The organism is Sphingomonas sp. Leaf28, from assembly GCF_001421685.1.
Taxonomy (GTDB): Bacteria; Pseudomonadota; Alphaproteobacteria; order Sphingomonadales; family Sphingomonadaceae; genus Sphingomonas; species Sphingomonas aurantiaca.
On sequence record NZ_LMKX01000001.1, the window covers coordinates 689,263 to 714,341 of the forward strand.

General features: G+C 67.4%; 20 protein-coding genes. 13 read left to right on the forward strand and 7 right to left on the reverse strand.

What is annotated here, in order from left to right:
- Positions 1-4: 4 nt before the first annotated feature.
- Positions 5-2,533: an ATP-dependent helicase HrpB gene (gene hrpB / locus ASE79_RS03295; RefSeq protein WP_056413309.1), complete on the reverse strand. Its 2,529-nt coding sequence runs from the start codon at positions 2,531-2,533 to the stop codon at positions 5-7.
- Positions 2,534-2,825: 292 nt separating this feature from the next.
- On the opposite strand from hrpB, the gene ASE79_RS03300 reads away from it, so the two are divergent.
- The 3 genes from ASE79_RS03300 (at position 2,826) to ASE79_RS03310 (ending at position 7,302) form a co-directional block, all read left to right on the forward strand.
- The gene (locus ASE79_RS03300) at positions 2,826-5,342 is read left to right on the forward strand and encodes a penicillin-binding protein 1A (protein ID WP_056411692.1); all 2,517 of its coding nucleotides are present in this window, start codon (positions 2,826-2,828) and stop codon (positions 5,340-5,342) included.
- 113 nt (positions 5,343-5,455) lie between these two features.
- Positions 5,456-6,583 carry a peptide chain release factor 2 gene (gene prfB / locus ASE79_RS03305; protein ID WP_056411695.1) on the forward strand — a complete coding sequence of 376 codons (1,128 nt, stop codon included), beginning with the start codon at positions 5,456-5,458 and terminating at the stop codon, positions 6,581-6,583.
- A gap of 23 nt (positions 6,584-6,606) precedes the next feature.
- Complete coding sequence (locus tag ASE79_RS03310; RefSeq protein WP_056411697.1) at positions 6,607-7,302, forward strand: class I SAM-dependent methyltransferase; 696 nt, start codon at positions 6,607-6,609, stop codon at positions 7,300-7,302.
- Between the two features lie 380 nt (positions 7,303-7,682).
- On the opposite strand, the gene ASE79_RS03315 is transcribed toward ASE79_RS03310, so the two are convergent.
- Positions 7,683-8,060, reverse strand: coding sequence for a JAB domain-containing protein (locus ASE79_RS03315; RefSeq protein ID WP_235516728.1), 378 nt, complete (start codon positions 8,058-8,060; stop codon positions 7,683-7,685).
- 100 nt (positions 8,061-8,160) lie between these two features.
- On the opposite strand from ASE79_RS03315, the gene ASE79_RS03320 reads away from it, so the two are divergent.
- The 7 genes from ASE79_RS03320 (at position 8,161) to ASE79_RS03350 (ending at position 15,165) form a co-directional block, all read left to right on the forward strand.
- Positions 8,161-8,955, forward strand: a complete 795-nt coding sequence (locus ASE79_RS03320; protein ID WP_056411701.1) for a thymidylate synthase — start codon at positions 8,161-8,163, stop codon at positions 8,953-8,955.
- Positions 8,956-9,032: 77 nt separating this feature from the next.
- Positions 9,033-9,551: a hemerythrin domain-containing protein gene (locus tag ASE79_RS03325; RefSeq protein ID WP_056411702.1), complete on the forward strand. Its 519-nt coding sequence runs from the start codon at positions 9,033-9,035 to the stop codon at positions 9,549-9,551.
- Positions 9,552-9,735: 184 nt separating this feature from the next.
- Positions 9,736-10,200: a dihydrofolate reductase gene (locus ASE79_RS03330; RefSeq protein WP_056411704.1), complete on the forward strand. Its 465-nt coding sequence runs from the start codon at positions 9,736-9,738 to the stop codon at positions 10,198-10,200.
- 85 nt (positions 10,201-10,285) lie between these two features.
- Complete coding sequence (locus tag ASE79_RS03335; protein WP_056411706.1) at positions 10,286-11,212, forward strand: bifunctional riboflavin kinase/FAD synthetase; 927 nt, start codon at positions 10,286-10,288, stop codon at positions 11,210-11,212.
- A gap of 168 nt (positions 11,213-11,380) precedes the next feature.
- Positions 11,381-14,263: an isoleucine--tRNA ligase gene (gene ileS, locus ASE79_RS03340; protein WP_056411708.1), complete on the forward strand. Its 2,883-nt coding sequence runs from the start codon at positions 11,381-11,383 to the stop codon at positions 14,261-14,263.
- The gene (lspA, locus tag ASE79_RS03345; protein ID WP_056411710.1) at positions 14,256-14,759 is read left to right on the forward strand and encodes a signal peptidase II; all 504 of its coding nucleotides are present in this window, start codon (positions 14,256-14,258) and stop codon (positions 14,757-14,759) included. The genes ileS and lspA overlap by 8 nt, the downstream gene beginning before the upstream one ends.
- Entirely contained in the window at positions 14,752-15,165 is a 414-nt protein-coding gene (locus tag ASE79_RS03350; protein ID WP_056411713.1) for a DUF3035 domain-containing protein, read from the forward strand. The genes lspA and ASE79_RS03350 overlap by 8 nt, the downstream gene beginning before the upstream one ends.
- A 362-nt stretch (positions 15,166-15,527) precedes the next feature.
- Here the strand turns inward: ASE79_RS03350 and ASE79_RS03355 are convergent, their stop codons facing one another.
- The 5 genes from ASE79_RS03355 to ASE79_RS03375 all read right to left on the reverse strand — a co-directional run bounded on the left by ASE79_RS03355 (position 15,528) and on the right by ASE79_RS03375 (position 20,628).
- Positions 15,528-16,385, reverse strand: a complete 858-nt coding sequence (locus ASE79_RS03355) for a TorF family putative porin (RefSeq protein WP_056411714.1) — start codon at positions 16,383-16,385, stop codon at positions 15,528-15,530.
- Between the two features lie 199 nt (positions 16,386-16,584).
- Complete coding sequence (locus ASE79_RS03360; RefSeq protein ID WP_056411715.1) at positions 16,585-16,953, reverse strand: hypothetical protein; 369 nt, start codon at positions 16,951-16,953, stop codon at positions 16,585-16,587.
- A 71-nt stretch (positions 16,954-17,024) separates the two neighbouring features.
- Positions 17,025-18,221: a cystathionine beta-lyase gene (metC, locus tag ASE79_RS03365; protein ID WP_056411716.1), complete on the reverse strand. Its 1,197-nt coding sequence runs from the start codon at positions 18,219-18,221 to the stop codon at positions 17,025-17,027.
- Entirely contained in the window at positions 18,218-19,048 is an 831-nt protein-coding gene (locus ASE79_RS03370) for a sulfurtransferase (protein ID WP_056411717.1), read from the reverse strand. Before ASE79_RS03370 ends, metC begins: the two co-directional genes overlap by 4 nt.
- A gap of 23 nt (positions 19,049-19,071) precedes the next feature.
- A complete protein-coding gene (locus ASE79_RS03375; RefSeq protein ID WP_056411719.1) occupies positions 19,072-20,628 on the reverse strand; it encodes a cryptochrome/photolyase family protein in 1,557 nt (518 codons plus the stop codon).
- Positions 20,629-20,648: 20 nt separating this feature from the next.
- Here ASE79_RS03375 and queF point away from each other — a divergent pair, with 20 nt between their 5' ends.
- The 3 genes from queF to ASE79_RS03390 all read left to right on the forward strand — a co-directional run bounded on the left by queF (position 20,649) and on the right by ASE79_RS03390 (position 24,871).
- Positions 20,649-21,107 (forward strand): preQ(1) synthase, encoded by a 459-nt coding sequence (queF, locus tag ASE79_RS03380; protein ID WP_056411723.1) that lies wholly within the window; start codon positions 20,649-20,651, stop codon positions 21,105-21,107.
- A 145-nt stretch (positions 21,108-21,252) separates the two neighbouring features.
- Complete coding sequence (locus tag ASE79_RS03385; protein WP_056411725.1) at positions 21,253-23,523, forward strand: glycosyltransferase family 4 protein; 2,271 nt, start codon at positions 21,253-21,255, stop codon at positions 23,521-23,523.
- 64 nt (positions 23,524-23,587) lie between these two features.
- Positions 23,588-24,871, forward strand: coding sequence for a glycoside hydrolase family 130 protein (locus ASE79_RS03390; protein ID WP_056411727.1), 1,284 nt, complete (start codon positions 23,588-23,590; stop codon positions 24,869-24,871).
- Positions 24,872-25,079 lie beyond the last annotated feature (208 nt).

Genomic DNA, 25,079 nt, shown 5'->3' on the forward strand with positions numbered 1-25,079 from the left:
TCCCTTATCGCGAACCGGCGGTCCTTGCATCCGCCTTTTTCGTGCGCAGCGTGGCGGACGCCGCAGCGGGGTCGTCGGGCCAGGGATGCTTGGGGTAGCGCCCGCGCATTTCCTTCGCCACCGCGGTCCAGCTCCCTGCCCAGAATCCCGGCAGGTCGCGCGTGGTCTGGATCGGTCGGCCGGCGGGGGATGTCAGGCTCAGCACCAAGGGCACGCGCGCCTCGCCGATCACCGGATGCAGGCCGAGCCCAAACAGCGCCTGGACGCGGAGTTCGACGCGCGGGCCGCCCTCCGCCGCGTAATCGATCGCATGCGTGCTGCCCGCGGGGCTGGTGAAATCGGGTGGGGCGAGCCGGTTGATCGTCTGCATCACGTCCCAGCCGAGCAGGTTACGCAGCGCCTCGGCCAGCGCACCGGGCGCGATCGCATCGAGCCGGCGCTTGCCCGTCAGCAACGGGGCGAGCCATTCGTCCACCCGGTCGAGCAGCGTCGCGTCGTCGAGCGGCACGCCCGCATAGGCGGCACGGTCGCGCAACGCCTGCGCGCCGTCGCTCCACGCCAGCAGGCCGAGGCCGTGTTCGCGGACACCGGCGAGCAGGGCGGCGAGGATCGCGTCGGGGTCGGCGCCGCTGTCGGGGCCGCTCGACAGGCGGATCGCGCCGAGCCGGCGTTCGCGGAGCGCCTGGATGCCGCCGGTCGTGGAATCGAACACTACCGTGCGGCGCGATTCGATCCGGTCCGCGAACAGCGTTTCGACCGTGGTCTGGTCGATCGCCACCGCCGACAGGATCCGCGCACCCGCCGCCGAGCCCTGCGTATCGGCCACCGCGAGCCATTCCGACCGCGCCAGCGGTGAGGTCGGGTCGAGCCGGAACCCCCGCCCGCCGACCGAAGCCCAGGTCTCCCCGGACGCATCGCGCCGCCGCGCGACACGGTCGGGAAACCCAAGCGCGACGCACAGCTCTGCTCCCCCGCCCGCTTGCGGGAGGGGGTTGGGGGGTGGGCGCCCGGTTTCGACGTTGCGCCCCGCGGGTGGCGCGAGCCCACCCCCCAGCCCCCTCCCGCTTGCGGGAGGGGGGGCAAGTTTCGCCCAGCGATCGGCCATCCCCCGCGCAGCCTGCGCCTTCGGCCCGCGTTCGGTCTTCCACCGGCGAAGACGCGTTTCGAGATCGACGTCCTGCCCGCCAATCCCGCGCTCGCCGAGCAGCACCGCAACCTGCGCCGCGACCTGTGCCAGCCCGCGCTCCCCCGCCCGCAGCAGCATGTGCGCAAGCCTCGGCGGCATTGGCAGCTTCGCGATCGCGCGTCCGTGCGCCGTCGGGCGACCGTCCTCGATCGCCTCCAGCGTCGTCAGTCGCGCCATCGCCTCGTCGATCGCAGCAGCCGGGGGCGGATCGATCCAGCGCAACTCACGCGGATCGCCGACGCCCCACAGCGCGCAGGCGAGCACCAGCGCCGACAGGTCCGCTTCCAGGATTTCAGGCGGGTCGTAGCGCGGCAGGCCTGCGGTCGCCGCCTCCTCCCACAAGCGATACGCGACGCCCGGCCCAAGGCGGGCAGCGCGGCCGGCGCGTTGCGTCACGGCGGCCTGACTTGCGCGCTCGGTCACCAACCGCGTCATCCCCGCGGCGCGATCATAGCGTGGGCGCCGGGCGAGCCCTGAATCGACGACGATGCGGATGCCGTCGAGCGTCAGGCTGGTCTCGGCAATGCTGGTGGCGAGCACGACCTTGCGGCGGCCATCGGGTTCGGGAAGGATCGCGGCACGCTGCGCGGCGGGGTCGAGGCTGCCGTGAAGCTCGTGCAGGACGATAGCGTCGGGGAGATTGGCGAGCCGGTCGGCGGTGCGTTCGATCTCCGCGACGCCGGGAAGGAAGGCGAGCACGCCGCCCTCCGCTTCGCCGAGCGCGCGACGGATCGCCGACGCGACCGAATCCTCGATCCGCAATTCCGCCTGCCGGCCGACGTGGCGCAGCGTCAGCGGATAGCTACGCCCTTCGCTCTCGATCACCGGAGCGCCGTCCATGAGCGCGGCAAATCGCGCGCCATCGAGCGTTGCCGACATCGCGACGATACGCAGGTCGGGCCGGAACGCCGCCTGCACGTCGAGCGCGAGCGCCAGCCCGAAATCGCCGTCGAGACTGCGCTCATGCACCTCGTCGAACAGCACCGCGGAGACGCCCGCAAGTTCGGGATCGCCCTGGATCCGCGCGACGAAGATGCCCTCCGTGATCACCGTGACCCGGGTCGCGGCGGACCGCTTGCTGTCCATGCGGGTCGCGTAGCCGAAGGTCTGGCCGACGGGTTCGCCCGCGGTCGACGCCATCCGTTCGGCGGCAGCGCGGGCGGCAAGACGGCGTGGCGAGAGCAGCAGGATCTCGCCGGCGCACCATGGCTCGGCGAGCAAGGCCGGCGCAACCGCGGTGGTCTTGCCCGCACCCGGCGGCGCGACGAGCACCGCCGATGATCGCGCGCGCAAAGCGGCGAGCAGGTCGGGCAGCACGGCAAGGATCGGCAGAGCAGGCGGAGTCATCGGCGCCTGCTGCCACAAGCAAAGCCGCGGCGACAGCGTTCGGGCTGCAAAACGTCGCATGCCGCGGTTCAATCCTCCCCCGCCAGGGGGAGGTGGCGCCGAAGGCGACGGAGGGGGAGGACACGGAACAGGCGTTTCTCCTTCCTCCCCCTCCGTCAGGCTGATGCCTGCCACCTCCCCCTGGCGGGGGAGGATCGCTTGCGATCGGCTTCGGCGACGGCAACTGCCCCACCCCTGCACCACCGAAGGCTGGCAAGCGCCCGGGAACCTGCTAGATGCGACGCCAATATTTATGGCGTCCGACCCCTCCCCCAATCCGACGACGGCGACCCGCCGCACCACCGACAGGTTGCGGGGCGGGTTCTCGCGCGCCTGGGCGAGCCGCTGGACCAAGGCCGCGCTGGCGCTGGTCGTGCTCGGTTTCGTCGCGATCTTCGCCTTCTGGTTCGCGGTCATCCGCGACCTGCCCTCGGTCGATACGCTGCGCACCTACGAGCCGCCGCTGCCGACCAACGTCCGCGGCATCGATGGCGCGCCGATCCACAGCTACGCGCGCGAACGCCGCGTCGAGCTGAGCTATGCCGAATATCCGCCGCTGCTGGTCAAGGCGTTCCTCGCCGCGGAGGACAAGTCGTTCTTCGAGCATCACGGCGTCGATTATCCCGGCCTCGCCGGCGCGGTGTATGATTATGCGACCAAGCTCGGCAGCGGGAAGCGCGCCAAGGGCGGATCGACGATCACGCAGCAGGTCGCGAAGAACCTGCTGATCGGCAACGCCTATTCGCCATCGCGCAAACTGCGCGAGGCGGTGCTGGCGTACAAGATCGAGGATACGCTGACCAAGCAGCAGATCCTCGAGCTGTACCTCAACCAGATCGCGCTGGGGCGCAACGCGTTCGGCGTCGAGGCGGCGAGCCATGCCTATTTCGACAAGGAGCTCGACCAGCTCGATCTCGCGCAGATGGCGTATCTCGCGATCCTGCCCAAGGGTCCGTCTAACTATGATCCGGTGCGCAATGCCGAGCGCGCGATGATCCGCCGCAACTACGTGCTGAACCGGATGCTCGACAACGGCTTCATCACGCGCGCGCAGCATGACCAGGCGAATGCCGAGCCGCTGGGCGCGGTGATGCGGCGGACGCCCAAGTTCGAGAGCGTCGGCGGCTATTTCGTCGAGGAAGTCCGCCGCCAGCTGATGGCCAAGTTCGGCGAGAGCGCGAAGGACGGCCCGTACAGCGTCTATTCGGGCGGTCTGTGGGTGCGCACCTCGTTCGATACGCGGTTGCAGGACCTGGCGCAGCAGGCGCTGCGCGATGGCCTGGTGCGCTTCGACAGCGGCCGCGGCTGGAACGGGCCGATCCGCCATGTCGAGATCGAGGACGACAACTGGCTGCAGCCGTTGCTCAACAGCAATATCGCGCTCGATTACCGCGACTGGGTCGCGGCGATCGTCACGGGCAAGGACGGCAACGCCTGGAGCCTCGGCTTCCGCACGGGCAAGACCGGCACGCTCCCGCGCTATGCCGCGCAGATGGCGGTCCGCGGCAAGGGCGGCAACGCGTTCGGCGCGATCAAGACGGGCGACATTATCGCGGTCGCGCCCGACGGTGGCGAATTCTCGCTGCGGGCGATCCCCAAGGTCTCGGGCGCGTTCGTCGTCGAGGAGCCGTCGTCGGGTCGCGTGCTGGCGATGCAGGGCGGGTTCGACGACCGGCTGCAGGCGTTCAACCGCGCGACGCAGGCGATGCGGCAGCCGGGGTCGACGATCAAGCCGATCGTCTATTCCGCCGCGCTCGACAACGGCATGACGCCCGCGTCGATCATCGTCGACGGCCCGTTCTGCGTCTATCAGGGCGCGCGGCTCGGGCAGAAATGCTTCCGCAACTTCGGCAATTCGCGCGGCGCGGGGCCGCACACGATGCGCTGGGGCATCGAACAGTCGCGCAACCTGATGACCGTGCGCACCGCCGCGCAGACCGGCATGCCCAAGGTCGTCGCCACCATCAAGAAGATGGGCGTCGGCGATTACGCGCCGTATCTCTCCTATGCGCTCGGCGCCGGCGAGACGACGGTCGGGCGGATGGTCAACGCGTATTCGATCCTCGCGAACAACGGCAAGGGCGGGCCGCCGTCGCTGATCGACTTCGTCCAGGATCGTCACGGCAAGGTGATCTGGCCCGAGAACTGGCGCGCCTGCGATCGCTGCAACGCGCCCGACTGGGACGGCAAGCCGATGCCGCGGCCGATCACGCGCCAGCGCCAGGTGCTCGACGCGATGACCGCGTACCAGATGGTCCACATCACCGAGGGCGTCGTCCAGCGCGGCACCGCGGTGACGCTGCGCGATCTCGATCGGCCGATGTTCGGCAAGACGGGCACGAACAACGGCCCGACCGACGTGTGGTTCGTGGGCGGCACGCCGCAGTTCGTCGGCGGGCTGTATATCGGGTTCGACACGCCGAAGAACCTCGGCGGGGCGGCGCAGGGCGGCACGCTCGCCGCGCCGATCTTCAAGCAGTTCGCGGTCAAGGCGTATGAGGATCTGCCCAAGCTGCCGTTCCGTGCGCCGGCCGGCATCCGCATGGTCCGGATCGATCGCGCGAGCGGGCGTCCGGTCTACGGCACGTGGCCCAACACCGACGACCCGAAGCCCGCGGTGATCTGGGAAGCGTTCAAGCCCGAAAGCGAACCACGCCGTGCCGCACGCCGCGCAGGCCCCGCCCCGGCGGCCGCCGCCACGGTCGCGGTGAAGAAGGCCGAAGCCCCGCGCGACAGCGATTTCTTGCAAAGACAAGGCGGAATCTACTAGCGCAGTTCCTACATCGTCATCCCGGCGCACGCCGGGATCCCCGTCCGCACCCGCGCGCTCGCGGACGGAGGTTCCGGCGTCCGCCGGGATGACGGACATTTTGGAGAATACCCATGCGCGCCGAAGCGCAGGCTCACGTAGACACCATCAAAGACGCGCTGGCCTTGCTGCGCCGCTTCCTCGACTGGGACCGCGCGCTGCGTCGTCTCGACGAGCTGAACGCGCGCGTCGAGGATCAGGCGCTCTGGTCCGATCCCAAGGCCGCGCAGGAAGTGATGCGCGAGCGTCGCCGTCTCGACGAGGCGATCGGCGCGACCCGCGCGATCGAGAGCGAGCTGGCGGACACGTCCGAGCTGATCGAGATGGCCGAGGCCGAGGGCGACACCGCGATGGAAGCCGACGGCGTCGCCGCGCTCGCCGAACTCGCCGCGCGTGCCGACAAGGACAAGATCAAGGCGCTGCTCGCGGGCGAGGCCGATGGCAACGACACCTATATCGAGGTCAATGCCGGCGCCGGCGGCACCGAGAGCCAGGACTGGGCGGGCATGCTCAGCCGGATGTATTCGCGCTGGGGCGAGCGCCACGGCCTGAAGGTCGAGCTGATCGACCAGCATTCGGGCGAGCAGGCGGGGATCAAGTCCGCCACGCTGCTGCTGAAAGGCGAGAACGCATACGGCTATGCCAAGACCGAGAGCGGCGTCCACCGCCTCGTCCGGATCAGCCCCTACGACTCGGCCGCGCGTCGCCACACCTCGTTCGCCAGCGTCTGGGTCTATCCGGTCGTCGACGACAATATCGAGGTCGAATATAACGAAAGCGACCTGCGCATCGACACGTACCGCGCGAGCGGCGCCGGCGGTCAGCACATTAACACGACCGATTCGGCGGTGCGTATCACGCACGTGCCGACCGGCATCGTCGTCCAGTGCCAGAACCAGCGATCGCAGCACAAGAACAAGGCCGAGGCCTACAACCAGCTCCGCGCGCGTCTGTACGAGCGCGAACTGGCGATCCGCGAAGCCGCCGCCAATGCCGAGAATGCGGGCAAGACCGATATCGGCTGGGGCCACCAGATCCGCAGCTACGTGCTCCAGCCATACCAGATGGTGAAGGACCTGCGCACCGGCGTCGTCTCGACCAGCCCGTCGGACGTGCTCGACGGCGACCTCGAAGCGTTCATGGCCGCGGCGCTGTCGCAGCGCGTGACCGGCGAGGCTGTCGAGGTGGAGGACGTCGATTGAGGCTGAGGGGTGCCCTTGCCCTGATGCTGTCGCCGGTCTTCCTGCTCGCGGCCTGCGATGGCAGCAAGCCGCTGATCAAGCGCGAGCAGAAGGAACCTGCCTTCCCCGCCGCCGACCGCCCGGTCGCGTCGATCGTCTCGGCGCGCTGGTCGAACGAGGAGGCGCGCGACCGGCTGAACGAAGCCGGCGAGGTCATGAACAAGGGCGAGATCCGCAAGGGCATGACCGTCGCCGATATCGGCGCGGGCGAGGGCTATTACACGATCCGCATGGCCGCGCGCGTCGGCAAGGAGGGCCGCGTGCTGGCCGAGGACATCGTCGCGAGCGTCCGCGACCAGCTCGCGGAACGCGTCGCGCGCGAGGATCTGGCGAACGTCAGCGTCAAGCTCGGCGAGGCGAACGACCCGAAACTGCCCGAGGCCAGCTTCGACCGCGTGCTGATGGTGCACATGTACCACGAGATCGAGCAGCCCTATGAATTCCTCTGGCGGCTGCGACCGTCGCTCAAGCCCGACGGGCTGGTCATCGTGGTCGATGCCGATCGCCAGACGCAGAACCACGGCACGCCGCCGGCGCTGCTGAAGTGCGAGTTCGCCGCGGTCGGCTATACGCAGGTCGCGATGGAGGACATGCCGTCCGCCGGCGGCTATCTCGCCGCGTTCAAGGCAACCGGCCCGCGCCCCGCGCCGGAGGCGATCCGGGCGTGCCGGCTGGGGTGAGTTTCGACTTTGGCTTCGGTCCGAGGCGCTGACCCAGCCACCCGCCCCACCCCGGCGAAGGCCGGGGCCCAGTTGGAAAGGTCGCATTGACGGCGTCCTGCAAGTCGTTGGCGCCGTCACTCGCACGCTTGCGCTCTCCCGTCATCCTGGCGCCGTCATCCCCCTTTCCGTCATCCTGGCGCCGTCATCCCCCTTTCCGTCATCCTGGCGCCGTCATCCCCCTTTCCGTCATCCTGACGAAAGTCAGGACCCAGGGTCACGAACGGCGCAGTCTGTGGCTCTGGGTCCTGACTTTCGTCAGGATGACGGTGGGGGCGCGCGATGTCGCAGTTCCAACGCCCAAGCTCCAACGTCTCATGACGGCGTATGCGTCCTACCCGTCAGACCACCCCCATCGCGCGCAGGCTCGCAACGCGCTCCCCCGCGATTACCAGATGATCCACCAGCACCACCTCCAGCGTCCGCAACGCCGCCGCCAGCGCGCGCGTGAAGGCGAGATCGCGGTCGCTCGGCGTCGCATCGCCGCTCGGATGGTTATGCGCCATCACCACGCCCCACGCATCGAACGCCAGTGCGTCCGCCGCGATTCGCCGGATCGACACCACGACATGATCCCGCCCACCAGCGACATGCCGCATCCCGAGAAGCCTCCGATTCGGATCAAGATAGGCGACCGCCACCGTCTCGCTCGCCGCATCGCGCAATCCTGCGAACAGCAGAAACGCCGCCGACAGGTCGACGATATGCGGGGAAGGCACGGACGACGGCGACACACGCACGACTGCCGCGCGCCATCTCCGACTGCACGCGCAACTACATCCACTTGAGCCCGCCCGCGCACCCGACTAGGCGAACCCGATGCGCCAATATCTAGACCTCATGGACCGCGTGCTCTCGACCGGCGTCGAGACGATGGACCGCACCGGCACCGGCACGCTCAGCGTGTTCGGCGCGCAGATGCGGTTCGATCTCGCGGCGGGCTTCCCCGTCCTCACCACCAAGAAGCTCCACCTCCGCTCGATCATCGTCGAGCTTTTGTGGTTCCTGCGCGGCGACACCAATGTCCGCTGGCTGCAGGAACGGAAAGTCGCGATCTGGGACGAATGGGCGGACGAAAACGGCGATCTCGGCCCGGTCTACGGCAAGCAATGGCGCGACTGGGCGACCGCCGACGGCCGCCATATCGACCAGATCGCCGAGCTGATCGACCAGATCAAGACCAACCCCGCCTCGCGCCGCCAGATCGTCAGCGCGTGGAATCCGGGCGACCTGCACGCGATGGCGCTCGCGCCGTGCCACTGCCTGTTCCAGACTCACGTCGCGAACGGCAAGCTGTCGCTGCAACTCTACCAGCGCTCGGGCGACATCTTCCTCGGCGTGCCGTTCAACATCGCCAGCTATGCGCTGCTCACGCACATCCTCGCGCAGCAATGCGGGCTCGAGGTCGGCGAGTTCATCTGGACCGGCGGCGACTGCCACCTCTATTCGAACCATCTCGAGCAGGCGCGGCTGCAGCTGGGCCGCGACCCCGGCCCGCTCCCGCGGCTCGAGATCGTGCGCAAGCCGGACTCGATCGACGCGTACGAGTATGAGGATTTCGTGCTCCACGACTATGTCGCGCAGGCGCATATCAAGGCGCCCGTCGCCGTCTGAACACAGAGAGCGAATCGCAATAGGAACTCGCAGCGTCACGCCCGGTTGACCGTCCGAACCCATTCGGAAGGCCTATCATGGACATCACCCAGCTCATCCTCGACGAACACGCACAGCAGCGGGCGCTGTTCGCGCAGATCGATTCGATCGACGCCAAGGACACCGAGGCGCTGTCGGCGCTGTGGACCCGCCTCAAGAACCTGCTCGACGCGCATGCCGAGGCCGAGGAACGCTTCTTCTACCCGCGGCTCATGAAGATCGGCACCGGCGGCAACGACGCCGACTCGGCCGCCGAGGAGACCGAGGATGCGATCGAGGATCACAACGACATCCGCGAAACCGGCGAAGCGGTCGACAAGCACCCGGTCGGCTCGGACGCGTGGTTCGAGGCGGTCGGTGAATGCAACAAGGCGAACAGCGATCACCTCGCCGAGGAAGAGCGCCAGGGCCTGACCGACTTCCGAAAGCATGCGACGCTGGAAGAGCGGCACGAACTGGGCGTCCGGTTCGCGGCGTTCGAGGCGAACCACCTGAACGGCGTGAAGGTCGTCGAGAAGGATCCCGAGGCGTACGTCAAGGAACACGCGCCGAGCTGATCCCCTTACCACCACCCCGGCGAAGGCCGGGGCCCAATTGGGAAACGGTGCTGATGCGCGCCGCGCTCCGTTACCCCAACCTTTCCAATTGGGCCCCGGCCTCCGCCGGGGAGGAGTGAGAGGTCGGGGTGCCGCCCCATACGGGGGAGTAGCCCCCCGCCCCCCTATCCGGCATGATACCCGCATGATCACCTTCTACCTCGCCCGCGCCAGCAACGGCGTCATCGGCCGCGACGGCCAGCTTCCCTGGCGCCTCCCCGCAGACCTCAAGCGCTTCAAGGCGCTGACGATGGGCAAGCCGATGGTGATGGGGCGCAAGACATTCGAGAGCTTCCCGAGCCCCCTCCCCGGTCGCCGCCACATCGTCCTCACGCGCGGCCACTGGCACGCCGACGGCGCGGAAGTGGCGCACTCGATCGACGAGGCGCTCGCGATGGCTGGCGACGACGTCGCGGTGATTGGCGGCGCGCAGATCTATGCGCAGCTGCTCTCCCATGCAGACCGGATCGAACTCACCGAAGTCCATGATGAACCCGAAGGTGACGCCATCGTCCCCGCGTTCGACGGCTGGCACGAGATCGCCCGCGAAGACCACCCGGGTGAAAAGCAGCGCCCCGCCTTCAGTTTCGTCACCCTCACCCGCCGCTGAAGACTGTTCTCCCGCAAAGGCGGCGCGGGAGACAACCGCACGGAAGGACTATCGTCATCCGCGGCGTCTGGGTACTGACCCGTGCATGCAACGGCTCGACGGTGGCGCACCCATCCCTTCGCATCTGGCGGACGGGATCGTGGCGCTGGGTAATTTCGACGGATTCCATCTCGGTCACCAGGCGGTGGTCGCGCGCGCGATCGCGTGGGCCAAGGCGGAGGGTCGCCCCGCGCTGGTGGCGACGTTCGATCCGCATCCGGTGCGCCATTTCCGCCCAGACACGCCCCCCTTCCGCCTCACCACGCTCGACCAGCGCGAGCGGCTGTTCGCCGCGGCGGGCGCCGATGCGATGGTGGTGTTCCATTTCGACGGCGATCTCGCCGCACTGACCGCCGAGCAGTTCGTCGCCGACCGGCTCGAGCGCGCTCTGCGGATCGGCGGCGTGGTGACGGGCGAGGACTTCACCTTCGGCCATGCCAAGAGCGGCACGGTCCACACGCTCGCCGCGCGCGGCCCGGTCCACGGCTTCCGCGCGGAAACCGTCGGCGCGGTCGCGCTGGATGGCGAGACGGTGTCCTCGACCCGCATCCGCGAGGCGCTGCGCGCTGGCGACATGGCGACCGCGACTCGGCTGCTCACGCGTCCGTTCGCGATCGAGGGCGTGGTGCAACATGGCGACAAGCTCGGCCGGACGATCGGCTATCCGACCGCCAATCTCGACATGGGCAACTATCTGCGCCCCGCCTACGGGATCTACGCGGTGACCGGGCGGCTGGAGGACGGTCGCGTGCTGAAGGGCGCGGCGAACCTCGGCATCCGCCCCAGCTTCGATCCGCCGAAGGAACTGCTCGAGCCGCATTTCTTCGATTTCGCCGAGGACCTGTACGGCCGCCGCATCGAAGTCTCGCTGATCGACTATCTCCGCCCCGAAGCGAAGTTCGATGGCCTCGACCCGCTGATCGCGCAGATGGACGCCGACTGCGCGCGGGCGCGCGCGATCCTGGCGCGATAGACCCGCCAGCGTCCGTCACCCCAGCGAAAGCTGGGGTATCTCGGTCATGAATCGGCCCCCTGCCGCACGAGACCCCAGCGTTCGCTGGGGTGACGAAGGTAGTGCTTGTGTCCCCGAGGGAGAGGGGATGGCAACGTGAGCCGCGACCCGCTACAGCCCGGCCCACTTATGACCGATACTCCTGCGCCCGCCCGCGATTACCGCGACACCGTCTTCCTGCCGAAGACCGACTTCCCGATGAAGGCGGGCCTCGCCGCCAAGGAGCCGGCGATCCTCGAGCGCTGGGCGAAACTCGGCATTTACGACCGGCTGCGCGAACAGCGGCTCGGGCGCGAGCGGTTCATCCTGCACGATGGCCCCCCTTACGCGAACGGCGACATCCACATGGGTCACGCCATGAACAAGGTGCTCAAGGACATCATCGTCCGCTCGCAATCCTTGATGGGCAAGGACGCGCCCTATGTCCCCGGCTGGGACTGCCACGGCCTGCCGATCGAGTGGAAGGTCGAGGAAGCGTATCGCGCCAAGAAGCTCAACAAGGACGACGTCCCCGTCGACCAGTTCCGCGCCGAATGCCGTGCCTATGCCGAAAAATGGGTCGCCGTGCAGAAGGGCGAGTTCGAGCGGCTCGGCGTGATGGGCGACTGGGCCGATCCGTACCTCACGATGAAGTACGAGGCGGAAGCGACGATCGTCGGCGAACTGCTGAAGTTCGCCGAGAGCGGCCAGCTGTACCGCGGTGCGAAGCCCGTGATGTGGTCGCCGGTCGAGAAGACCGCGCTCGCCGAGGCGGAGGTCGAGTATGAGGATATCGTCTCGACGCAGATCGACGTCGCGTTCGAGATCGTCGACGCGCCGAACGCGCCCGAACTGGTCGGCGCGCATGCGGTGATCTGGACGACGACGCCGTGGACGATCCCGGTGAACCAGGCACTGAGCTATGGGCCTGAGATCGAGTATCGGCTCTGTCGGAAGCGCAACGATGATGGCCGCCAGTATTTGATCGCTTTGGAGCTGATCGGATCCGCCGGCGCACGGTGGGCAGACGAGCTTGTACCGCTCGCGCAGTTCAAAGGTTCGCAACTCGAAGGCGCGACCGCACGCCACCCGATGCACGCGCTCGGCGGCTTCTTCGCAAAGCCCCGCCCGTTCCTCCCCGGCGACTTCGTCACGACCGACGCAGGCACCGGGCTCGTTCATATGTCGCCGGACCACGGCGAGGACGATTTCGAGCTCTGCAAGCAATACGGCATCGACCCGGTCTTCGCGGTCGACGGCGCGGGGATGTACCGCGCGGATTGGGCCTGGCTCGGCGGGCAAGGGTCGGTCATCAACAAGAAGTTCGTTGCCGCTGACGGCCCGATCTGCACCGACCTGCGCGCGACCGGCGCGCTGCTCGCGGCGAGCGACGACTTCAAGCACAGCTACCCGCATTCGTGGCGCTCCAAGGCCAAGGTGATCTTCCGCGCGACCCCGCAATGGTTCATCCCGATGGATGCGGCCACGCCTCCCTCTCCCATCCGGGGAGAGGGTCGGGGTGAGGGGCAGCCAAGCAGTGCTGCGCCCGGAACAGCCCCTCACCCCAGCCCTCTCCCCGACGGGGAGAGGGAGCCGGACGGCAACGGCGCAACGCTGCGCGAGATCGCGCTCGACGCGATCGCCGCGACCACCTGGATCCCCGCGCGCGCGGAAAACCGGATCACGTCGATGGTGCAGGGCCGCCCCGACTGGGTCATCTCGCGCCAGCGCGCCTGGGGCGTGCCCATCGCGCTGTTCGTCAACCGCGCCACCGGCCAGTATCTCAACGACCCCGCGGTCAACGCGCGCATCGTCGAAGCCTTCCGCGCAAACGGCGCGGATGCGTGGTACGCCGACGGCCATCAGGCGCTGCTCGGCCCCGACTACGACCTCGCCGACTATGAGGTCGTGAAGGACATCCTCGACGTCTGGTTCGATTCGGGCTGCACGCACGTCTTCACCGTCGAGGCGCGCTACGGCGAAGGAACGCGAGCCAATCTCTACCTTGAGGGCTCGGACCAGCATCGCGGCTGGTTCCAGTCGAGCTTGCTCGAAAGCTGCGGCACGCGCGGTCGCGCGCCGTACGACGCGGTCCTCACGCACGGCTTCGCGCTCGACGGCCAGGGCAGGAAGATGTCGAAGAGCCTCGGCAACGTCGTCGATCCCTTGAAGATCATCGTCGAGAGCGGCGCGGACATCCTGCGCATGTGGGTCGCCTCGACCGACTATTTCGACGACGTGAAGATCGGCAAGGAGGTGCTCGGCACCGCCTCCGACGCGTACCGGAAACTGCGCAACACGTTCCGCTACATGCTCGGCGCACTCGAAGGCTTCGACGATTCGGAGCGCGTCGCGGTCTCCGACATGCCCGAGCTCGAGCGCTACGTGCTCCACCGCCTCGGCATGATCGACACCGAACTGCGCCAGGCCGCCGAAGCGTATGAGTTCAACCGCTACACGCGCCTGCTGACCGAATTCGCGAACGAGGACCTGTCCGCGTTCTTCTTCGATATCCGCAAGGATTCGCTCTATTGCGACGCGCCCGGCGACGTGAAGCGCCGCGCGTACCGCACCGTCCTCGACGTGCTGTTCCACGCGTTGGTCCGCTATGCTGCGCCGGTGCTGTGCTTCACGGCAGAAGAGGTCTGGCAGGCGCGCTTCCCGAGCGACGACAGCTCGGTCCACTATCTCGAATGGCCGTCGCTCCCGTCGCTCGACGCGGACGACGTGGTCGGCAGCAAGTGGCGCGAGATCCGCGAGCTGCGCGTCGCCGTCACCGAGGCGATCGAGCCCCTGCGCCGCGAGAAGACGGTCCGCTCCAGCCTCGAGGCCGAAGTCACCGTGCCTTCGATGCTGCTCGACGCCGACGCGCTGGCCGAGGCGTTCATCGTCGCCAAGGTCACGCAGGGCGACGCGGTCACCGTGACGCGCACCGACTTCCACAAATGCGGCCGCTGCTGGCGTCACCTCCCCGAGGTGAGCGTCGACGGCGAACTGTGCGATCGGTGCGAAGGGGTCGTGGCGCATGCGTAACCTGCCCAAGGCCGGGTTCGGCGCGGCGATCGCCCTCTTCCTCGCCGATCAGCTGAGCAAATGGGCGGTGACGAAGCCGCTCGGGATCGATTCGCTTGGCGATGCGCGGACGATCACCTCGTTCTTCGACCTGCGGTTCGTGCCCAATATCGGCATCTCCCTCGGACTGCTCCCCGCCGACGGCCACCTGACTCGCTGGGCGCTGGTGCTGCTGACCGGCGCGATCGCGGTCGGCGTCGCGGTGTGGATGACGCGCGAGAAGAACCCCGCAGATCAGGTCGCGCTTGGCTTCGTGCTCGGTGGCGCGATCGGCAATATCCTCGACCGGATCCGCCTCGGGTACGTCGTCGATTTCGCTGACTTGCATATCGGCGAGTGGCGTCCGTTTTTGGTCTTCAATGTCGCCGATGCAGCGATTACTGTCGGCGTGCTCGTCCTGCTTGTCCGGGCGCTTCTCGTGCGCGAAAAGCCCCCTGTGGAGAATTCCCATGCGTAAGTTCGTACCCCTGGCTGCCGGTCTGGCGAGCGTCGCCCTTCTGTCCGGTTGTGGCGCAGGCCGAAGCCTCGATCGTGCGCGCCCGGACGAGTTCGCCGTCGCGCGCCAGGCGCCGCTCGTGATCCCGCCCGACTTCGCGCTCGTGCCGCCGCAGCCGGGTGCCGCCCGCCCGCAGGATACCGCCGCCAACGCACAGACGCTCGACGCGCTGTTCGGTGGCGCCGCTGCCCGCAGCCCGGCGGAATCGGGCGTCGTCGCCGATGCCGGCGCGGACAGCGACGATCCCGGCATCCGCTCCAGCGCGGGCGATCCGGGCACGACGGTAGTCGACAAGGGCTCGACCACGCGCGACATCGTCGCCGCGCCAGAGGGCGACGGCCAGGACGCGCGCACGACCGCGAACTGATCGGGACGAACGAAAAAGGGCGGCCCCCGCGCGGGAGCCGCCCTTTTTTTGTGCCCGTAAGACTTGGCCCGTCGTCCGAGAAGCCCCACCCCGTCACCCGTCGTCGGGGATGCCCCCGCCCCACCCGTCATCCCAGCGAAAGCTGGGATCTCCCCGTGTGGCAGGCGTCATCTGCCTCGAGAGATACCCCAGCGTTCGCTGGGGTGACGGAGTTGGGAAGTCTCGGCGCGCGCCTTGTTCTCCCGCGACGAAGTCGGCAAGTTTCATCTCGCGCCCCTGTTCTCCTGCGAAGGCGGGAGCCCAGTCTGGGTCCCCGCCTTCGCGGGGACACATGGGTCAGGCGCGCCGTCTGCCGAGACGGTTCAGAACGCCGCGGTGAGCGAGACGAGCACCTTGCCGTTGGCAATCGAGCCATTGCCGTCCTGCCCACGGCTGAAGCTAGGCTGGAGATACGCCGACTCACCCTTGCCGATATCGGTATCGACATACGCGACACCCAGCGTCAGCGGAGTCGACGGGATCACATAGTCGGCGCCGAGCAACCAGTCGAAATACTCGCCGGTCGGCGATACGCTGGTCGCGAACGGTCCGAGCCCCTTGTTGCCGTTCGAATAGCCGACATGCCCCTTCACGGTCAGCCCGGTGTTGGGGATGCCGCTGCTGACGTCGCCCCACAGGTACAGGTTGCTGTCCTTGGCATTGACCCGGTCATAGACGCCATTCGCCGCCGACGTGCCATTGGCGTACCACGGACCCAGCGCCTGCTGCTTGGGGGCATAGGCGACACCCGCGGTCAGCGCGACCGGCCCGGCCGTGCCCGACAGCTTGGCATAGGGTTCGATGAAGTCGGTGTTGTCGAAGCCGCCCGGGTACATGTACCAGGTCGCACCGACGTCGAGCGTCCCGCCGCCGCCGACCGGCAGCTTGTAGCCCGCGATCAGATCGAGCTCCATGTTCGCGCCGCCGAACGTGCCCCAGCCCGCGAGGTTCGATCCCCAGGTGCCGATATACAGCCCGCTCTTGTGCGCGATCGTGATGCCACCCTGGACGGCAAGATTCTCGTCCGACTGCGACACGCCGCGAAAGCGATAATCGCTGACGAGCCCGACCGAGCCGGAGACCGTGACCTCCTTGGGTGGCGCGGTCGCCTCGTCCTGCGCGAACGCGGGGGTAGCAGCGGCCAGTGCGACGCCGCCGAGAAGAATAGTGGTGAAGCGCATCGTTTCCCTTTCGATACTGGAAATGCGATGTCCCCGCCTGCAACCGCGGACGCCGCATCTATCAAGGGCGTGCCCTCCGAGTGCGGTCTTTCCTGCGATGACTGATGTGTGACAGTGCGGACCCGGCCATACAAGCGAATCTTGCGTATGACCGGGGGTTGACGCCACACATGTTGCGCCAGAGCCACACCGCGCCCGCCTAGCGGCAGAGGGGCCGCGCGATCGCGTCCAGCGCGCGGTCGTAGCTCGCGCGTTCGGCCGCGCTCAGAAACCCCTGCTTGCGAACGAGCCCGTCCGCCGCCTTGCGGACCCCGTCGACCTGCCGCCACGACCGGGCGGCCTCGGACGCCGTCAGCCGCCCTGCCTTGCGCGCCGTGCCGATATCGGCCTGCAAGATGTTGGCGCGCACCGAGACATGCGCCTGTCGCGGGTCGCGGATCGACCCGCCAAGGCTGCCCGTCACGCTATGCTGCCGCGCGGTGTCGCAACTCGGATAGTCCTGTTGCGGGGTACGCGCGACGGCCCCGCTTGCCGCGAGGGCCAGAACGATGAACGGCGTATAGAGCACACGAACCTCCCGAATATCCCGGACTTCGGGTCCCTACGCGACGCGTCCTGAACCGCAGCTAACTGCCGCGCCTAGCCGCGCAAGGCCGCGAACGCAGCGAGCCCGGCTTCGAGGTCCGCGATCAGGTCGGCGGGGTCTTCGAGGCCGATCTGGAGGCGGACCATCGGCCCTGCCGCGTCGCGCCTGGTCACGCTGCGGTATCGGTGCGGATCGGCGGGGATGGCGAGGCTCTCGAACCCGCCCCAGCTATAGCCGATCCCGAACAGCTCGAGCGTGTCGATCAGCGCGGCGCGCGCCGCGTCATCACCACCGTTCAGCACGAACGAGAACAGCCCGCTCGATCCCTTGAAGTCGCGGACGAACAGGTCGTGGCCGGGGCAATCGGGAAGCGCCGGATGGAGCACTTGCGCGACTTCGGGGCGCGACTGCAGCCACTTGGCGATGGTCAGCGCGCTCGACTGGTGCTGCGCGAGGCGGACCGCCATCGTGCGCAGACCGCGACTGCCGAGCCAGCAATCGTCGGGGCTCGCGACCTGGCCGAGCTGGAAACTCGTCTCGCGCAGTTTCTTGAAGTGGCCGGGGCCGGCAGTGACCGATCCGAGCATCACGTCCGAATGGCCGACGACGTATTTCGTGCCGGCGAGGATCGTCAGGTCGACGCCGCGTTCGATCGCGGGGAAGAACAGCGGGGTGGCCCAGGTGTTGTCGAGCAACGTCGTCACCCCCCGCGCCTTCGCGGCGGCGACGATCGCGGGGACGTCCTGCACCTCGAAGCTGAGCGAGCCGGGGCTCTCCATGAAGATCGCGCGCGTGTTCTCGCCGATCAGGTCGGCAATGCCCGCGCCGATCATCGGGTCGTAATAGCGCGTCGTGATCCCGAACCGCTTGAGCAGCCCGCCCGCCATCCCGCGCGTCGGATCATAGGCGCTGTCGACCAGCAGCAGCTCGTCGCCGGGCGACAGCACCGACAGCAACGCCGCCGCGATCGCCGCGACGCCCGAGCAATAGAGGAACGTCCCCTCCGCACCGGGCTCGAGCGAGGTCAGCGCATCGGCAAGGCTCCACTGCGTCGGCGTGCCCTTGCGGCCGTAGAACAGCCGGTGATGCGTATCGCGCGTCGCGCTCTCGCGAAGATGGCCGACCGAATCGTAGAGGATCGTCGACGCACGCCAGACCGGCGGGCTGACGATGCCCTGCGTCCATTCAGGGCGACGACCGGCGAGAACGACTTTGGTCGCATCGCCGACCGGCTTGTTCGTATCGCTCATGCCGTTCCTGTCGCCTTGGGAGTCGTGGGATCGCCGCCCCATTCGGACCAGCTGCCGTCGTATAGCGCCGCCTCGTTGCCGAGCAGATGCGCGCCGAAGGCGAGCACCGCCGCGGTGATGCCCGAGCCGCAGGTCATCACGATCGGCTTCGACAAGTCGACGCCCGCCTTGTCGAACTCGGCCTTCAAGGCGTCGCCGGTCTTCCACGTCCCGTCCGCGTTGAACACCGCGCCCTGCGGCAGATTCTTCGAGCCCGGAATATGCCCCGGCGCCGTGCCCGCTCGCGGGTCTTCCTCCGCCCCCGTGAAGCGCGCCGCAGAGCGTGCGTCGAGCACCTGCTCCGCGCCGCTGTCAACGTTCGCCTTCATCTGATCGAGGTCGCGCACGCCCTTGAGGTCCGCCCAGGTCGTGAAGTGGCGATGCCGCAGCGTCTCCTTGCCCGACGCCGTCTCGCGCCCCTCGGCCTGCCATTTGGCCAGCCCGCCGTCGAGGATCGCCACGTTGTGCGCGCCGAACAGCCGCAGCATCCACCACGCGCGCGCCGCGGTGTGCCAGGGCGAGCTGTCGTACAGTATGATCCGGCTGCCGTCGCCCAGGCCCAGCGTCTGCATCCGGCTCGCGAACTTCTCCGCGGACGGCAGCATGTTCGGCAGGTCGCTGTCGGTATCGCGCAGCTCGGCAAGGTTCATGAACACCGCGCCGGGAATGTGCGCCGCCTCATACTCCGCGGCCGCGTCGCGTCCCTCGGCATAGGTCGCGTCGACGATCCTGAGATCATTCGCGCCCAGTTCGCTCGCCAGCCATTCGGTGGTCACCAACGCGTCCATATCCGGCTCCTTTTGCTGCCCTGTCAGTAGCCAGCGGGGCCGCCCGCGTCGAGGGAGGCGAGAAACTGCGCGGCCTGCGCACGCGTCGCGTCGCGGTCCGCCTCGGTCTGTTTGTGCCAGTTGCGATACGGCATCGCCAGCCGGTTGTTGCGCCCGAGCTTGTCCTCGTGCCGCGCGAGGAAATCCCAGTAGAGCGCGTTGAACGGGCACGCATCGGGCCCGATCCGCTGCTTCACCTTGTACCGGCATGTCCCGCAATAATCGGACATCCGGTCGATATACGCACCCGACGAGATATACGGCTTCGAACCCAGCAGCCCGCCATCGCCGAACTGGCTCATCCCCAGCGTATTGGGCAGCTCGACCCATTCATACGCGTCGACATAGACCTCGAGATACCATTGGTGGACCTTGGCAGGATCGGCGCCGATCAGCAGCGCGAAATTGCCCGTGACCATCAGCCGCTGGATGTGGTGCGCATGCGCGGTCTCGAGCGTCTGGCCGATCGCCTCGCGCAGGCAATGCATGTCGGTCTCACCCGTCCAATACCAGCCGGGGAGTTCGCGGTGGTGGTCGAGGAAGTTGCGCGCGACGTAATCGGGCCCCTCGCGCCAATAGATCCCGCGCATATATTCGCGCCAGCCGATGATCTGGCGGATATAGCCCTCGACCGCGTTGAGCGGCGCGCGCCCGGCGCGATATTCCGCCTCCGCCCGCCTGCACAAATCGAGCGGATCGAGCAGCCCCGAATTGATGTAGGGCGACAGGATCGAGTGCCACAGATGCCGCTCGCCGGTGAGCATCGCATCCTCGTAATCGCCGAACTGCGGCAGCGCGTGTCTGAAGAAATTCGCCGCCTGCCGCTCGGCATCGGCGGCGGTCACCGCATAGTCGAACCCGTCGAGACTCCCCGGATGCTCGGCGAACCGCTCCGCCACCAGCACGAGCACCTCGGCCGTGATCGCATCCGGCTTGAACACCAGCGGGCGCGGCATCAGCAGGTCGTTCTTGGCGGGCTTGCGGTTCTCCTTGTCGAAGTTCCAGCGATCGCCCTCGGGCTTGCCGTCGGTCATCAACAGCCCGGTGCGCGTCCGCATCTGCCGGTAGAACCATTCCATCGTCAGCGACTTGCGCTCCGCCGCCCAGGTCTCGAAATCGGCATGGCTGGCGATGAAGCGGTCGTCGCTGCGGATCGCGACCGGGATGCCGAACAGCGTCTCCCAGCTTTCGAGCATCGCCATCACGCGCCATTCGCCGCCTTCGGTGACGACGATCCGCTCGGGGTCGTGCCGCGCGACCGCGCGCGCGATCTCGCCGGTGAAGCTGCCCGCATTGTCCGGGTCGTCGAGCCTGGTGTACTCCACCGTCCAGCCCGCCGCACGCAACGCCTCGGCATGATGCCGCATCGCCGACAGGATATAGGCGATCTTGCGCTTGTGATGCCGGACATAGGTCGTCTCGTCGTCGACCTCCATCATCAGCACGATCGTCGTCGCGGGATCCTGCCCGCGCAGCGCAGCGAGGTCGATCGTGAGCTGGTCGCCGAGGATCGGTACGAGTGTGGTTTTCTTGCGCGTCATCGCATCCTACATGGCGGCGTATGACCGCTCCCCAGAACCCATTGCATCTTGGCCAGAACAGCGCCCTTCCCGCCTCTCCAGAAGAGGCCGTGCTCGATTATGTTCCGAACCCGCGGCCCGGAAGGACCTATCTCGTGCGGTTTGCGGCGCCCGAGTTCACGTCACTGTGCCCCGTCACCGGCCAACCTGACTTCGCGCACCTCGTGATCGACTATGTCCCGGGCGAGACGATCGTTGAGTCGAAGTCGCTGAAACTGTTTCTCAGCAGCTTCCGCAACCATGCCGGTTTCCACGAGGATTGCACCGTCGGCATCGGCGAGCGGCTGTTCGACGAGATGAAGCCCGTGTGGCTGCGGATCGGCGGCTATTGGTATCCGCGCGGCGGGATCCCGATCGACGTGTTCTGGCAGTCGAGCGCACCGCCGCAAGATCTTTGGCTGCCCGACCAGGGTGTCGCCTCCTATCGCGGACGCGGCTGACCTATGGTCGATCCATACTAATCCATGTTGGCAAGTTTACTATGCTGCACTGCAGTATGTGATGAAACTTTATGCTAGCTGAACCGTTTAATTGAACGCGCGACCGGGTTTTCCCAGAAGTGCGCGCTCAAACGAGGGACAGGGTATGGTGAAACCGGCGGACGGTGGGAATATCGCGCGACTGGCGCTGATCGGCAATTTTCTGCCGAGACAGTGCGGGCTCGCCACCTTCACGACCGACGTTTTCACGGCCATGCGTGCGCGCTATCCCGAGATCGCCGTCGACGTCTACGCGATGGACGATCACCCCGGCAAATATGACTACCCCGCCGAAGTGACCGGCACGATCCCCGAGCCAGAGCTGTCGGCCTATATCGACACGGCGCGGAAGATCGAGGCGAGCGGCGCGCAGGCGATCTGGCTCCAGCACGAATATGGTATCTTCGGCGGCCCCGCCGGCGAGCATATCCTCGCGCTCCTCGATCGCACGACGCTGCCCGTGATCGTCACGCTGCACACGATCCTCGAAAAGCCCAACGCCGACCAGCGTCGCGTACTCGAAGGCCTGCTCCGCCGCGCCGCGCGCGTGGTGGTCATGGCCGAGCGTGGCCGCGACATCCTGCAGCGCGTCTACGGCGCCAACCCGCGCCAGGTCGTCATGATCCCGCACGGCGTGCCCGATCGCGACCTGCTCGATCCCGCGACGCTCAAGGACAAGTTCGGCTGGGATGGCCGCAAGGTCATGCTGACGTTCGGCCTGCTCGCCCCCAACAAGGGGATCGAGACGGTCATCAACGCACTGCCCGCGGTGATCGCGAAGCACCCGGACCTGCTGTACGTCGTGCTCGGCGCCACGCATCCGAACCTCGTCGCGCATGAGGGCGAGAAGTATCGCGACAAGCTGAAGGCGCTCGCCGCCGACAAGGGCGTTGCCGACAATGTCACGTTCGTCGACGCGTTCCTCGAACATGGCGAACTGCTCGACTATCTTCAGGCGGCCGACGTCTATGTGACGCCGTACACAAACCCCGCGCAGATCACGTCGGGCACGCTCAGCTACGCGATCGGCGTCGGCAAGCCCGTCATTTCGACGCCCTACGTGCACGCGACCGAGATTCTCGCGGACGGCCACGGCGTTCTCGTACCGTTCGGCGATGTCGATGCGTTCGCACGCGAGATCGACGTGCTGATGTCGAACGACCGCGATCGCAACCGGCTGGCCGAGCGTGCGTATGCGCGCGGCCGCACGATGATCTGGCCCAAGCTCGCCGAGGCGATGATGGCGGAGATTCGTGCGATCGTCGCGGCGCGCCCGTTTCGCCTCGCCAAGGTGCCGGCACCGCTTAAGATGCTGACGCCCGACTTTGCCGCGGTCGAGCGAATGAGCGATTCGACTGGCATGCTCCAGCATTCGATCTACTCGGTCCCCGATCGCCGCCACGGCTACTGCATCGACGACAATTGCCGCGCGCTGATGCTGATGAGCGCGATACCCGGTCTCGACGACGTGGCGCGCGACAAATGGATGACGATCTACGCGTCGTTCGTGCAATATGCCTGGAACCCGGACACGCGCCGTTTCCGCAACTTCATGAACTTCGACCGCACCTGGTGCGAGGATGCGGGGTCGGAGGACTCGAACGGTCGTACGCTCTGGTCGCTCGGCGTCACCGCGCGCGATGCGCAGGCCGCCAAGCACCGCGACTGGGCGACCGCGATGTTCGATTCGACCGCGTCGATGGCGCTCGAACTCGGCAGCCTTCGCGCGCAGGCGTTCGCGATGCTCGGCGCGGCGGCGATGCTCGAGGCCAAGCCCGGCCACCAGCTGTCGCTGTCGATCCTCGAGGCGTTCCCCAAGGTCCATCTCGATCTGCTCGCCAAGGCACGCCGCCCCGAATGGCAGTGGTTCGAGATCGTGCTCGCCTATGACAATACCCGTCTCCCGCAGGCGCTGATCCGTGCGGGCCAGGCGCTCAAGCGTCAGGATTTGATCGAGTGCGGCCTCGCCACGCTCGACTGGATCGTCGCCAAGCAGACCTCGCCCGAGGGCCGCTTCCGCGCGGTCGGGTCGGAGAGCTTCAACCGGCCCTATGCCGAGCCGTTGCAGTTCGACCAGCAGCCGCTTGAGGCGCAGGCGACCGTCGACGCGTGCGCGGCCGCCTATGACGCGACCGGCGACGTTCGCTGGCGGGACGAGGCGTTGCGTGCCTATGGCTGGTTCCTCGGCGTCAACGACCTCGATTTACCGCTGGCGAGCGTCGCGGATGGCGGCTGCTATGACGGCCTGATGCCGACCGGGCTCAACCGAAACCAGGGTGCCGAGTCGATTTTGGCACTGCAACTCGCAAGTTGCGCCATTTCAGGGGTATCTAAAGCAGCGCAAAGCGTGGCAGGAGCCACCCGCGTCGTCGCTTAGCCGGACCTGAGCGGGTCCCGGTCTTGACGGCGCGTTGAGTGGAACGACGCGGGGCACTGCTACGATGGATCTGTTCAACCACCAGCTGCGGCTGCACGCGGACCCTTCGCGTGTCGTCGTCCGGCCGTTCCATATCGCATGGGCCGGTCATGGCGGCGCGCCGAGCCGCACCGAGCGGCTCGTCGGCGAAGTGCTGGAAATGTCGCCTGCGCAGGCGCGCGCGCAGCTTGAGGTCGTGCTGAAGGATTTCGAGGCACGCCACTGGCAGACGCGCCGCGTCTTCATGACTCGCTACGACCAGATCGAGGATATGCTCGGTCTGAACGGCGCCGAGATCGGCGACGAGAAGCGCCAGCTGATCGGCGCCTATTTCTGTCACGAATACAGCTATGCCGCAGCCGCGCTGATGAACCCGAGCGCGGTGCCGCATTTCGACCAGTCGGGGATGCCGCCGGGCTCGATGCGCATCCTGATGAGCCTGCGGGCGGTCGGCGAGGGTCACATCTCCTCCGTCGCGTTCCGCGAAGGCATCATCACCTGCGAAAACCAGATGAAGCTGGCGCCCGAACCGCCGTTCGCAACCGCGACCGACGCGGTCGGCAGCGGCGAGGACGAGATGCCGATCGGCCCCGTCACCGTCTATCGCCACCGCGACAGCACGCTGAGCGGCACGGTGATCTTCCCGATCACGCAGGCGCAATCGAAGGGCCTTGAGGATCTGCGCATCGTCCGCTTCCAGCACGAGAACGGCGATTACGAATGGATCGGCACCTACACCGCGTATAACGGCTCGGTGATCCAGTCCGAGCTGATGCGCACGCGCGATTTCCGCGCGTTCGATCTCGTCCCGATGACCGGCCCCGCCGCGCGCAACAAGGGCATGGCCTTGTTCCCGCGGAAGGTGAACGGCCAGTATATGATGATCGGCCGGCAGGACGGCGAGAATCTGTTCCTGCTCAAGTCCGATACGCTGACCGACTGGGACGACGGCGAGAAGATCCTGACGCCCGAATATCCGTGGGAGCTGGTGCAGATCGGCAATTGCGGACCGCCAATCGAGCTCGACGAGGGCTGGCTGCTGCTGACCCACGGCGTCGGCGCGATGCGCAAATATTCGATCGGCGCGGTGCTGCTCGACAAGGATGATCCGTCGAAGGTGATCGGCCGCACCAAGCAGCCGATCCTCGCCGCGAAGGACCAGGATCGCGAGGGCTATGTCCCCAACGTCGTCTATAGCTGCGGCGCGTTGAAGCATGGCGACACGATCTTCATGCCGTACGGCATCGCGGACAGCTCGGTGGGCTTCGCGTTCGTGCCGATCAAGGACATGCTCGCCGCGATGCTGTGAACTATTGCCGTTCGTCCTGAGTAGCCATCGAGTAGCTCCGAAGGAGCGTATCGAGACGGCGTATCGAAGGACAGGGTGGCGCGCGGCACACATGCTTCGATACGAGCCCTCGATACGCTGCTGACGCAGCTACTCGGTCTCTACTCAGCACGGGGTGCGGGCGGTGTTCTCCCGCGAAGGCGGGAGCCCAGTCTGGGTCCCCGCCTTC